Below are 12515 nucleotides of genomic sequence, written 5' to 3'. Positions count from 1 at the left end.
GAACGAAACCCGCCCGATGTGACACCGCCGGCGGATCGTCAAATCGTAAACCCATGAAGGAGACATACCATGCAGGAGAGAATGGGAAATCCCGCCCTCGTCCTTCCCGAGGCGATGCAGGCACTGGCTGCCCTCAGCAAGGTCCCGACCGAGACCGGCCTTTCGCCGAAGCTGCTCGAACTCGTCAATCTGCGCGCCAGCCAGATCAACGGCTGCAGCGTCTGCGTCGACGGTCATCCCCGCATTGCCAAGAAACTCGGCGAGACCGATGAAAGGCTCTTTGCCGTCAGCGCCTGGCGCGACTCGCCCTATTTCAACGACGCCGAGCGGGCGGCCCTTGCGCTGACCGAGGCAGTGACGCGCGTCAGCGACCGCGCCGATCCCGTGCCCGACGAGATCTGGGACGAGGCGACGCGGCACTATGACGGCAGGAGCGTTGCGGCCCTCGTCATCGCCATTGCCAATATCAATGTCTGGAACCGGCTGAACATCGCCACCCGGCAGATCGCCGGCGCCTGGAAGCCGTAAACGGCGATTGCCGGCAGCGCGTCGCCCCAACGCTGCCGGCAATCATATCTAATTCAGATCAGAAGCTCAGATGATGCCGCCGCCGCCGGCAGCCGAGGCCGGCCGTTCGGCCGCCACCTTGTTGCGGTAGCCGCTGGCGCGGTAGGCGGCGATCGGGTCGATCGCACCGCCGGCCCTGCGCCGGGCTTCGGCCAGGATCGGCTCGACATCGGCGCGATAGGCGCGCTTCAGCGTTTCCGATGCCATCAGCGCATCATTGTCCTGCTGGTAACCGTCGAGCGCCTTGCGGTCGACGAGGAGCGCCTGCGCATAAGCGCGGCGGATTTCGTTGGCACTGTTGATCAGGCTTTCGATCGGGTCGGTGACATTGTGCGACTGGTCGATCATATGGGCCGGGTTGAAGTCATTGACGCCACGCTGTTCGGCATCGACCAGTTCGTTGAACACCAGGAACAGCCGGTAGGGATCGATCGCGCCGGCATCGAGATCGTCATCGCCATACTTCGAATCGTTGAAGTGGAAGCCGCCGAGTTTGCCGAACTGGATCAGCCGGGCGACGATCATCTCGATATTGGTGTTCGGCGCATGATGGCCGAGATCGACGAGGCAATGGGCCTTGGGGCCGAGCGTCTGGGCGATAAGGTAGTTGGTGCCCCAATCCTGAACGATCGTCGAATAGAAGGCCGGCTCGTACATCTTGTGCTCGGAGAACAGCTTCCAGTCGTCGGGCAGCGCCTTGTAAATGTCCGCCATCGAGGCGAGGTAACGCTCGAATGCCCTGGTGAAATTGCTCTGGCCGGGGAAATTCGAGCCGTCGCCGATCCAGACGGTGAGGGCCTTCGAGCCGATCGCCTTGCCGATCTCGATGCATTCGAGATTGTGTTCGACCGCCTGGGCGCGTGTTGCCGCGTCGGTATGGCTGAGCGAGCCGTATTTGTAGGAATGCGCTTGTCCCGGCGCGTCGGAAAAGGTGTTGGAATTCATCGCGTCGAAGCCGAGGCCGAGCGCATCGCCCTTGGCCTTCAATTCCTTGGCATCCGTTTTGTCCCAGGGAATATGCAGCGAAACATTCGGCGTCGCCTGCGTCAGCTGGTTGATGACGGCGCAATCGTCGAGCTTGTCGAAGATGCCGCGCGGCTCACCGGTGCCAGGGAAACGGGCAAAGCGCGTGCCGCCGGTGCCGACGCCCCAGGAGGGAACGGCGACGAAGAATTCGGCGACCCTGCGGGTGATTGCTTCGATATCGACGCCGCGACGGTCAAGGGTGGCGCCCAGCGCCTCGTAATCGGCTTTCAGTGCGGTCGCCCGCTTGTTGTTTTCGCTCGCGACCAGATCCTGCGCGATCCTGAACTCGGCCATGTCTTCCTCCCGGTTCTGCAATTTCTACATTGGAACTGCCGTGGGGCCGCCCCTCATCCGCCTGCCGGCACCTTCTCCCCATTCACGGGGGAGAAGGGAATATGCCGCTCCGGCTCAGTCCCACTCCAACATTTCGTTGGGCAAGTCCCCTCTCGCCATCTAACGGGGAGAGGGTGAGGGCAGACGAATCCGCCCCGGTCAAAAAATTACCGCGTAAAGCTCTGCACGTTGCCGGCGTCGACGTTGATGATGTTGCCGGTCGATTTGGCCGAAAGGTCCGATGCGAGGAAGTAGATCGCCTCGGCGATATCCTCCGGAAACACATTGAGTTTCAGCATCGAACGCTTGCGGTAATGTTCCTCGAGATCATCCACCTCGATCTTCGAGGAGGCGGCGCGCTGCTCGCGCCATTCGCCGCTCCAGATCTTCGAACCTCGCAGCACCGCGTCCGGGTTGACGGTGTTGACCCGGATGCCGGCATCCGCGCCTTCCAGCGCCAAGCAGCGGGCGAGATGGATTTCGGCGGCCTTTGCCGTGCAATAGGCCGACGCATTCGGCGAAGCGGCAAGGCCGTTCTTCGAGGCGACGAAGACGATGTTGCCGCCGAGAGCCTGGCGGCGGAACAGACGGAAGGCTTCGCGCGAAACCAGGAAATAGCCTGTCGCCAGAATATCGATATTGCGGTTCCAGGTCGAAAGCTCGGTTGCTTCGATCGGCGCGGAGGAGGCAATGCCGGCATTCGAGACGAGGATATCGACGCCGCCGAATTCGACCGAGGCTTCCGTGAAGGAGGCGATCACCGCATCTTCCTTGGTGACGTCGAGCAGGACGCTGCGCACGGCGTCAGTGCCGTATTTCTTGACGAAATCGGCTTCGGTGGCCTCAAGTGCCGCCTGGTCGATATCGGCAAGCACCACGCAGGCGCCCTCGCCGACGAGGCGGGCAGCCGTCGCCCGGCCAATGCCGCCGGCGCCGCCGGTAACAAAGGCGACGCGGCCGGCAAGGCTCTTCGGCTTCGGCATGCGCTGCAGCTTGGCCTCTTCGAGCAGCCAGTATTCGATATCGAAGGCTTCCTGCTCCGGCAGGCCCTGATATTCCGAGACCGTCGAGGCGCCGCGCATGACGTTGATGGCGTTGACGTAGAATTCGCTGGCGATGCGGGCGGTTGCCTTGTCGCGGGCAAAGGACAGCATGCCGACGCCGGGAACGAGGAAGATGACGGGATTGGCGTCGCGCATGGCGGGCGAATTGTCATGCTTGCAGTCGTTGTAATAGCGGGCGTAATCGGCGCGGTAATCCTCCAGCGCCTGGTCGAGACCGGCGACGATCGCGTCGACATCCGGCTTGGCCGGGTCGAAATCGACGATCAGCGGGCGGATCTTGGTGCGCAGGAAATGATCCGGGCAGCTGGTGCCGAGCGCGCCGAGCGGGCGCAGATCCTTGGAATTGACGAATTCGAGCACGGCGTCCTGATCGTCGAAATGGCCGAGCTTGCGCTCCTGCTTGCCGATACGGCCGCGGATCTCCGGCATCAGCCGGGCAGCGATGGCGCGGCGCTCGGTAACGGGTAGGCTCTGGGTCAGCGCACCACCGAAAATCGTCTTGCCTTCGGTCTTTTCCGCAAACCAGACAATCGCCTTGTTGATGATGTCGAGCGTCAGCTCGTAGCAGGCCTTGGCGTCGTTTGCCCAGGTGAAGAGACCATGGCTTTCGAGCACGACGCCCTTGGCGCTCGGGTTCGCCTTGACGAAGGCTTCGAGATCGAGGCCGAGCTGGAAGCCTGGACGGCGCCAGGGCAGCCAACCGATCTCGTTACCGAAGATCTGCTGCGTCAGCTCCCTAGAGTTTTTCGAGGCGGCGATCGCGATGATCGCGTCGGGATGCATATGATCGACATGGGTGAACGGCACGAAACCGTGCAGCGGCGTGTCGATCGAGGCAGCGCGGCCATTCAGGTTGAAGGTGCAGTGCGGCAGGAAACCGACCATGCGGTCCTCGTCCTCGACACCCCTGTAGATGCCTTTCAGCGATTCCAGCTTGTCCTGGTAGAGTGTGGCGAAACCGTCGAGCTTGATGGTGCCGACGTCGCCGCCCGAACCCTTGACCCAGAGCACCTTGACCTTGCCGCCATCAAGCGGATCGGTTTCCATTACCTTCGCCGAGGTGTTGCCGCCGCCGTAATTGGTGATGCGCTTGTCGGCGCCGAGCAGATTGGAGCGATAGAGCAGCTTGCCGGGCTCATCGAGGCCTGCCGCGTAACCATCATCCCACCGGTTTTCCAGAAGCCGGACGTTCGCCGCCATGTCATCCTCCCATATAGGCTTGCAAGGCGCAAACGATCAGCGCGCCCTTTCGCTGACGGTATCGCGCATCAAAACTACGCTTGTCAATCGAAAACGATCAAATTCGATTATTGTGCAGCGCAATATGAAATTTTATGATCGTTTGTGATTGACAGGCTTTAATGGATACGAAATAAATATGAGAAGAGGAGGAGCCCAATGCACGAACGCGAACGTCATCGTATTATCTTAAGCGCCGTCCAGGAAAAGTCCGTCGTCACGATCCAGGACATTGCCGAGTTGACGGAAGCTTCTGAAGCGACAATCAGGCGCGACATTGCGGCTCTTCATGTGCAGGGCAAGATCCGTCGCGTCCGCGGCGGCGCGGAGGCGGTGCATCCGCCGCAGCTCGGCAATCTCGCCGGCCGGCCTTTCCGGGTTTCAGAATCAGTCAACATCGATAAAAAGCGTGCAATTGCGCGCGCCGCCGTCGAACTTTGCGAGGCCGGCGACGCCATCATCATCAATGGCGGCACGACGACCTTCCAGATGGTGCATTATATGGCCGGCCACCGCCTGCAGGTAATGACCAACTCTTTTGCCATTGCCGAACATCTGGTGAAGCACTCGAAAAACACCGTGACGGTGCCGGGCGGCGCGATCTATCGCGAACAGAGCCTGATCCTGTCGCCTTTCGACAATGACGCGATCCGCAATTTTTATGCGCGGCGCATGTTCATCGGCGCGCAGGGCGTCGGCCCGCTCGGGATCATGGAGGCGGACGCCCTCATTATCCAGAGCGAGCAGAAGCTGATGCACCAGGCCGACGAACTCGTCGTCATGGCCGATTCAAGCAAATTCAATCGCCGGTCGAGCCTCATTCTCTGCGCGCTCGACCGCGTTTCTGCGATCATCACCGATGACGGGATTTCGGAAGAGGCAGCTCGCATGGTCGAGAATGCCGGCGTCCGGCTCATTGTCGCGAACCCGGTGGCGCAGCTGGCGAAGGAGGATTCCTCGTCGGTCGCGTGAGGCGCCGCCGAGGTGTGGAAGTCTAAATCTTAATGGGAGGAAAGTGACATGAAATTCGCAAAGACACTTGCGCTCGGCGCAGCGCTCGCCGTCGCTATGATGGCCGGTGCTGCCAGCGCCAAGGACATCAAGATCGGCCTCGTCGTGAAGTCGCTCGGCAACGGCTTCTTCGACGCCGCCAATAAGGGCGCCCAGGAAGCCGCCAAGGAACTGGGCGGCGTAGAAGTGATCTACACCGGCCCGACCTCGACGACGGCCGAAGGCCAGATCGAAGTGATCAACTCGCTGATCGCCCAGGGCGTCGATGCCATCGCCGTTTCGGCGAACGATCCCGACGCGCTCGTTCCGGCGCTGAAGAAGGCTGCCCAGCGCGGCATCAAGGTGATCTCCTGGGATTCCGGCGTCGCACCTGAAGGCCGCATCCTGCAGCTCAACCCATCTTCCAACGAGTTGATCGGCAAGATGTGCCTGACGCTCGTCAAGGACCACCTTGAAGGTGGCAAGGGTGACTTCGCCATCCTGTCGGCAACGACCACCTCGACCAACCAGAACATCTGGATCGACCAGATGAAAAAGCAGCTCAAGGATTTCGCCGGCCTCAACCTCGTCACCACAGTCTATGGCGACGACCTCTCCGACAAGTCCTATCGTGAAGCCGAAGGCCTCTTGAAGTCCAACCCGAACGTCAAGGTCATCGTCGCTCCGACGACGGTCGGCGTTCTCGCCGCTTCCAAGGTCGTCGAAGACAAGGGTCTCGTCGGCAAGGTCTACGTCACCGGTCTTGGGCTGCCGTCCGAAATGGCCGGCGCGATCAAGTCGGGCGCCACGAAGGAATTCGCCATCTGGAATCCGATCGATCTCGGCTATTCCGCCACCCAGATCGCCTATCACCTGGCAAAGGGTGATACCGACGGCAAGCCGGGCAGCGAAATCGAAGCAGGCCGCATGGGCAAGATCAAGATTGGCGACAATGGCGAAGCCGCCATGGCCGATCCCTTCGTCTACAACGCTTCCAACATCGACCAGTTCTCCAAGGTCTTCTGATCCGAAGCAGCTCTATAAAAGCCCGGCGGCCTGATAGCCGCCGGGATTTCTCATTCGACACTGGTATAAGCCGATGAACGCCGCCTTTCAACAATCCGTCACGGACAGCAAAACCGGCGATGCCCCCGCCATTCTGGAAATGCGCGGCATCTCGCAGATCTTTCCAGGCGTGAAAGCGCTCGACAATGTCAGCATCGCGCTTCACCCCGGCACGGTCACCGCGCTGATCGGCGAAAACGGCGCCGGCAAATCGACGCTCGTCAAGATCCTGACCGGCATCTACAGGCCGAACGAAGGCGAGATCCTGGTCGACGGCCGAACGGTGACCTTCTCCAACGCCCAGGCGGCGATCGATGCCGGCGTCACCGCCATCCATCAGGAAACCGTGCTGTTCGACGAGCTGACGGTTGCCGAAAACATCTTCCTCGGCCATGCGCCGCGCACGCGCTTTCGCACCATCGACTGGCAGGTGATGAACAGCCGCTCGAAGACGCTGCTGACCGCGCTTGAAAGCAATATCGATCCGACGATCCGGCTGAAGGACCTCTCGATCGCGCAGCGCCACCTAGTGGCGATTGCCCGCGCTTTGTCGATCGAGGCCCGCATCGTCATCATGGACGAGCCGACGGCCGCCCTTTCCCGCAAGGAGATCGACGATCTCTTCCGCATCATCAAGGGCCTGAAGGAACAGGGCAAGGCGATCCTGTTCATCAGCCACAAGTTCGACGAGGTCTACGAGATCGCCGACGATTTCGTCGTCTTCCGCGACGGCCGCGCTATCGGTCAGGGCCGGCTCAAGGAAACGCCACAGGACGAAATCGTCCGTATGATGGTCGGCCGCGACGTCGAAAACGCCTTCCCGAAGATCGACGTGGCAATCGGCGCTCCGGTGCTCGACGTCGAAAAATACAGCCACCGCACCGAATTCCGCGATATTTCGCTGACACTGCGCAAGGGCGAGATTCTCGGCATCTACGGCCTGATCGGCGCCGGACGGTCGGAACTCGCACAGTCGCTCTTCGGCATCACCCGGCCGCTCTCCGGCAGGCTGACGCTCGAGGGCCGGGAAATTTCGATCCATTCGCCGCATGATGCGATCAGGGCCGGCATCGTCTATGTGCCGGAAGAGCGTGGCCGCCACGGCCTGGCGCTGCCGATGCCGATCTATCAGAACATGACGCTGCCATCGCTCGCACGCACCTCGCGCAAGGGCTTCCTGCAGGCGGCGGAAGAATTCGCGCTCGCCCGCAAATATGCCGAGCGGCTGGATCTGCGCGCCGCCGCCCTCTCCGTGCCGGTCGGCACGTTGTCGGGGGGCAATCAGCAGAAGGTCGTCATCGGCAAGTGGCTCGCCACCACGCCCAAGGTCATCATCCTCGATGAACCCACAAAGGGCATCGACATCGGCTCGAAGGCTGCCGTCCACGGCTTCATCAGCGAGCTTGCCGCAGAGGGCCTCTCGATCATCATGATCTCTTCCGAACTGCCCGAAATCATCGGCATGTCGGACCGGGTACTGGTGATGAAGGAAGGTCTGTCGGCCGGGCTCTTCGAGCGCGATCAGCTTTCGCCGGAAGCGCTGGTGCGCGCGGCGACCGGAAATGCATGAGGTGATGGGCATGGCCAAACTGATCAGAAAACGCGAAACCCTGCTCTTTGCCATCATCGTGCTGATGATCGGCATCTTCTCGACGCGGGCCGCCGATTTCGCCACACCGGACAATCTCGCCGGTATCTTCAACGATACAGCGATCCTGATCATTCTGGCGCTTGCCCAGATGACGGTCATCCTGACGAAATCGATCGATCTCTCGGTTGCCGCCAATCTCGCCTTTACCGGCATGGCGATCGCGATGATGAATGCCGCCTTTCCCGGCCTGCCGCTGATCTTGCTGATTCTTGCCGCGGTCGTGATCGGTGCTGCGCTCGGCTCCATCAACGGCTTCCTCGTCTGGCGCCTCGAAATCCCGCCGATCGTCGTCACCCTCGGCACGCTTACCATCTATCGCGGCATGGCTTTTGTGCTCTCCGGCGGCGCCTGGGTGAACGCGCACCAGATGACACCGACCTTCCTCGCCGTCCCCCGCACGCCGATTCTCGGCCTGCCGGTGTTGGCCTGGGTCGCGATCATCATCGTCGCGCTGATGTACATGCTGCTGCGCTACAGCCAGTTCGGCCGCTCGGCCTATGCGACCGGCGGCAATCCGACGGCTGCCGTCTATGCCGGCATCGATACCGGCCGCACGAAATTCCTGACCTTCGTGCTTTCGGGGGCGCTTGCCGGCCTTTCCAGCTATCTCTGGGTGTCGCGTTATGCCGTCGCCTATGTCGATATCGCCAACGGCTTCGAACTCGACAGCGTCGCCGCCTGCGTTATCGGCGGCATCTCGATTGCCGGAGGCGTCGGCTCTGTCGCCGGCACCGTGCTCGGCGCGCTCTTCCTCGGCGTCATCAAGAACGCCCTGCCGGTCATCGGCATTTCGCCCTTCACGCAGATGGCGATCTCCGGAACCGTCATCATCCTTGCCGTCGTCTTCAACGCAAGGCGCGAGCGCAATCGAGGCCGCATCATCCTGCGTGACCGCGCAGCAGCGGAGGTCGCAGCATGAGCACCGTTTCTTCGACACCCGGAAAACGGGTCATTCCCGATCGGCTCGGCACACCTTTCAAGCGCGTCATTTCGAGCTGGGAAGTGCTGCTCTTCGGTGTCGCAGTCCTGATCTTCATCTTCAATTCCGTGGCCTCTCCCTATTTCCTCGATGCCTGGAACCTCTCGGACGCGACATTCAACTTCACCGAAAAGGCGATGATCGCCTTCGCCATGGCGCTGCTCGTCATCTCGGGCGAAATCGACCTCTCGGTCGCCGCGATCATCGCGCTTGCCTCGACGGCGATGGGGGCGGCGGCGCAGCTTGGCGTCGGCACGCCCGGACTGGTGCTGATCGGCATCGGCACCGGCCTTGCATGCGGCATCTTCAACGGCGTGCTGGTCTCGGTGCTGAAACTGCCGTCGATCGTCGTCACCATCGGCACGATGAGCCTATTCCGCGGCATTTCCTATATCGTGCTCGGCGACCAGGCTTACGGCAAGTATCCCGCCGACTTCGCCTATTTCGGTCAGGGTTATGTGTTCTGGGTGTTTTCCTTCGAATTCGTGCTGTTCATCGTACTGGCGGCCCTCTTCGCCATCCTGCTGCATGCGACGAATTTCGGCCGGCAGGTCTATGCGATCGGCAATAATGATTTTGCCGCCCGCTTCTCCGGTATCCCGGTCGAGCGCGTGAAATTCATTCTCTTCCTGCTGACCGGCGTCATGAGCGGCATTGCCGCCGTCTGCCTGACCTCGCGCCTCGGTTCGACCCGGCCGTCGATCGCCCAAGGCTGGGAGCTCGAAGTCGTCACCATGGTCGTGCTCGGCGGCATCTCGATCCTCGGCGGCTCCGGCAGGATCGGCGGCGTCGTCATCGCTGCCTTCGTCATGGGCCTCGTCACCTTCGGCCTCGGCCTGTTGAACGTGCCCGGCATCGTCATGTCGATTTTCATCGGCCTGCTCCTGATTATCACTATTGCGATCCCGATCATTGCCCGCCGCATCAAGCTCATGAGCTCCCGATGACCCTGGAAAAACACGCCTTCAAGATGCAGCTCAACCCCGGCATGGAAGCCGAATACCGCAAGCGGCATGACGAGATCTGGCCGGAACTGGTCGATCTCCTGCACCAATCGGGCGCCAGCGACTATTCCATCCATCTCGACCGCGAGACCAACACGCTGTTTGGCGTGCTGACGCGGCCGGCCGACCACACGATGGCAAGCCTGCCGGAGCATCCGGTCATGAAGAAATGGTGGGCTCATATGGCCGATATCATGGCAAGCAATCCGGATAACTCGCCCGTTCAGAGCGACCTCGTCACCCTCTTCCATATGCCATGAGCACCCTCTCCTATCGCCGCATCGCCGTTCTCGACATCGGCAAGACCAATGCCAAGGTCGTCGTCCTCGACAGCGAAACCGGCACCGAGATCGCCGTGCTGAAACGGCCGAACATCACGATCAAAACTGGCCCCTATCCGCACTACGACATAGAGGCCCTGTGGTCCTTCGCACTCGACGCGCTGAAGCGCCTTGCGCGAGAACCCGGCTTCGATGCCATTTCGATCACCACCCATGGCGCGGCGGCCGCGCTGCTCGACCGGGACGGTGCGCTGGCAATGCCCGTGATCGACTACGAGCATGAATATCCTGAGGCGATCCGCGATGCCTATACCGCCTTGCGTCCCGCCTTCGACGAAACATTCTCGCCGCGCCTTGCGATGGGCCTCAATGTCGGCGCGCAGTTGCACTACCAGAAGAGCGCCTTTCCGGCAGACTTCGCTGAGGTCGCCACCATCCTCACCTATGCGCAATATTGGGCGGCGCGGCTGACCGGCGTCTCCGCCAACGAACTGACTTCCCTCGGCTGCCACACCGACCTCTGGAATCCGAAAACATCAGACTATTCCTCCCTCGTCGACCGGCTCGGCATCCGCGATCTGATGGCGCCGATCCGCTCCGCCTTCGATGCGCTCGGCCCTGTCCTGCCCGAGATCGCCGACGAAATCGGCATTTCCGTCCCGGTCTATTGCGGCATCCACGATTCCAATGCCTCGCTGCTGCCGCACCTCGTCCATCGGGAAGCCCCCTTCGCCGTCGTCTCGACAGGCACATGGGTCATCAGTTTCGGCGTCGGCGGCGATCTCGACCACCTCGATCCGAGCCGCGATGCACTCGCCAATGTCGACGCCTATGGCCGAGCCGTCCCAGCCTCGCGTTTCATGGGCGGGCGGGAATTCGAGATGCTTTCGGCCGAGATCGGCCCAGTGAACGACGACGACGCCTGGGCGGCGATCGGTGCTGTGATCGGCAAGGGCATGATGCTGCTGCCCAATATCGCCCCCGCCTCCGAACCCTTCCCGGGAAAAATAGGCCGTTGGATCGGCGCGGAGGAAGTAAGCCGCGAGGCGCGTCATGCCGCCGCCTGCCTCTATCTGGCGCTGATGACCGACGCCTGCCTCGGGCTGATCGGCGCCAAGGGCCCCGTCGTCGTCGAAGGACCTTTTGCCCTCAACGAGACCTATCTGAAGCTGCTTGCGGCACTTGCCGGCCGCGAGGTTATGGCCCTTCCCGGCACAACCGGCACCAGCCAGGGCGCGGCGTTGCTCACCGGCATCCGGCCGGTCTCAGGTGCCGAGAGGCATTTTGCACCGGCCGATATCCCAGGACTGATCGCCTATCGCGACCGCTGGTACGCCGCGATGGAATAGGAGTCTTTCCAAGAACGGCCTTGTCCGTCCTTGGCTTGCGGTTAGTGTGTCACCTCGAAAATGAAGTCGAGGAGACACCATGACAGAGACATTCGATCCGCGCGCCCTTGCAGCCAGGCTTCACAGTCTGCATCAAGACGCCAGGCAGGAGGCAACGAGCACGTTCGCGCTGCCGGCTGATCTGCATCAGGCCATGGAGGCGCAGAATTTCCTCGCCGCCGCCGAAGGTATTTCCAGCAATGCGTGGAAGGTGACGGTTTCGCCGCAGGGCCAGGCGGTCGCTGCGCCGCTGCATCCCTATGCCGAAGCCGTCTCCGGCGCCGATATTGCCTGGTATCCGGGGCTGAAATTCGAGACCGAGATTGCCGTGCGCCTCGGCAAGGATCTGCCGATCCGCGCAGGCACTGCCTACAGCCGTGCCGAAGTGGTCGAGGCGATCTCCTCCGTCTATCTCGGCGCCGAGCTGCTGGTCAGCGCCGTCAAGGAAAGCGGTGCCGTTTCCTTTCTGCTGTTCGTCGCCGACCGCCTCGGCAACAGCGGCTACGTGCTCGGCCCGCAGGTCGAAAAGAGCGCTGTCGACACCGCCGGCGGCACGCCGCTCAAGGTCACCCATGCCGGCCGCACTATCTATGACGGTCCGGCGCAGCATCCGAAAGGCGACGTTCTCACCTGGCTGGTCGATTACGCCAATGACGGCTTGCGTCCCGAAACGTCGCTGAAGGCAGGCGCGCTGATCACGACGGGCACGTTGAGTGGCGCGATCGAACTGACCGAACCCGGCGCGATCGACATCCTGTTCGGCGATGTCAGGCTGAGTTTCTCGGTGTCGAAGGCATGATTGATACCGGTTCCGCCTGCGGCCGCGGCCAGAACCGCATGACCGCCTTCACGCTCGGCGGAAAATGTTAAGTTGACAACCAAGGTTTAGTTTTGCAGGAACCGGGTGCGGGAGGGAGGGCTGATACAC

Annotated in this window: 11 protein-coding genes; 9 read left to right on the top strand and 2 right to left on the bottom strand. The window is 61.8% G+C overall.

The features are described from left to right. The first annotated feature begins 69 nt into the window (after nt 1–69). A complete protein-coding gene (locus FFM81_RS29170) occupies nt 70–528 on the top strand; it encodes a carboxymuconolactone decarboxylase family protein (RefSeq protein ID WP_138385908.1) in 459 nt (152 codons plus the stop codon). 66 nt (nt 529–594) lie between these two features. On the opposite strand, the gene rhaI is transcribed toward FFM81_RS29170, so the two are convergent. Both rhaI and FFM81_RS29160 read right to left on the bottom strand, forming a co-directional pair. After that, a complete protein-coding gene (rhaI, locus tag FFM81_RS29165) occupies nt 595–1887 on the bottom strand; it encodes an L-rhamnose catabolism isomerase (RefSeq protein ID WP_138385907.1) in 1293 nt (430 codons plus the stop codon). A gap of 206 nt (nt 1888–2093) precedes the next feature. Beyond that, nucleotides 2094–4190 (bottom strand): bifunctional rhamnulose-1-phosphate aldolase/short-chain dehydrogenase, encoded by a 2097-nt coding sequence (locus tag FFM81_RS29160; protein WP_128399693.1) that lies wholly within the window; start codon nt 4188–4190, stop codon nt 2094–2096. A gap of 198 nt (nt 4191–4388) precedes the next feature. On the opposite strand from FFM81_RS29160, the gene FFM81_RS29155 reads away from it, so the two are divergent. The 8 genes from FFM81_RS29155 (at nt 4389) to FFM81_RS29120 (ending at nt 12386) form a co-directional block, all read left to right on the top strand. Then, nucleotides 4389–5201: a DeoR/GlpR family DNA-binding transcription regulator gene (locus tag FFM81_RS29155; RefSeq protein WP_003563982.1), complete on the top strand. Its 813-nt coding sequence runs from the start codon at nt 4389–4391 to the stop codon at nt 5199–5201. A 48-nt stretch (nt 5202–5249) separates the two neighbouring features. Then, nucleotides 5250–6245: a rhamnose ABC transporter substrate-binding protein gene (gene rhaS, locus FFM81_RS29150; protein WP_138385906.1), complete on the top strand. Its 996-nt coding sequence runs from the start codon at nt 5250–5252 to the stop codon at nt 6243–6245. 73 nt (nt 6246–6318) lie between these two features. Next, nucleotides 6319–7854, top strand: coding sequence for a sugar ABC transporter ATP-binding protein (locus FFM81_RS29145; protein WP_138385905.1), 1536 nt, complete (start codon nt 6319–6321; stop codon nt 7852–7854). A 10-nt stretch (nt 7855–7864) separates the two neighbouring features. Further along, the gene (locus tag FFM81_RS29140; RefSeq protein ID WP_138385904.1) at nt 7865–8854 is read left to right on the top strand and encodes an ABC transporter permease; all 990 of its coding nucleotides are present in this window, start codon (nt 7865–7867) and stop codon (nt 8852–8854) included. After that, nucleotides 8851–9861, top strand: a complete 1011-nt coding sequence (locus FFM81_RS29135) for an ABC transporter permease (protein WP_003563988.1) — start codon at nt 8851–8853, stop codon at nt 9859–9861. Before FFM81_RS29140 ends, FFM81_RS29135 begins: the two co-directional genes overlap by 4 nt. Further along, nucleotides 9858–10178 (top strand): L-rhamnose mutarotase, encoded by a 321-nt coding sequence (gene rhaM / locus FFM81_RS29130; protein ID WP_003563991.1) that lies wholly within the window; start codon nt 9858–9860, stop codon nt 10176–10178. Before FFM81_RS29135 ends, rhaM begins: the two co-directional genes overlap by 4 nt. Further along, a complete protein-coding gene (locus FFM81_RS29125; RefSeq protein ID WP_138385903.1) occupies nt 10175–11548 on the top strand; it encodes an FGGY-family carbohydrate kinase in 1374 nt (457 codons plus the stop codon). Before rhaM ends, FFM81_RS29125 begins: the two co-directional genes overlap by 4 nt. A gap of 79 nt (nt 11549–11627) precedes the next feature. Further along, nucleotides 11628–12386: a fumarylacetoacetate hydrolase family protein gene (locus FFM81_RS29120; RefSeq protein ID WP_003563994.1), complete on the top strand. Its 759-nt coding sequence runs from the start codon at nt 11628–11630 to the stop codon at nt 12384–12386. Nucleotides 12387–12515: the final 129 nt, after the last annotated feature.

It is taken from the genome of Rhizobium hidalgonense (genome assembly GCF_005862185.2).
GTDB classification, from domain to species: Bacteria; Pseudomonadota; Alphaproteobacteria; order Rhizobiales; family Rhizobiaceae; genus Rhizobium; species Rhizobium hidalgonense.
Note: the sequence above shows the minus strand (reverse complement) of the source record. Positions and strands in the feature narration are given on the sequence as shown.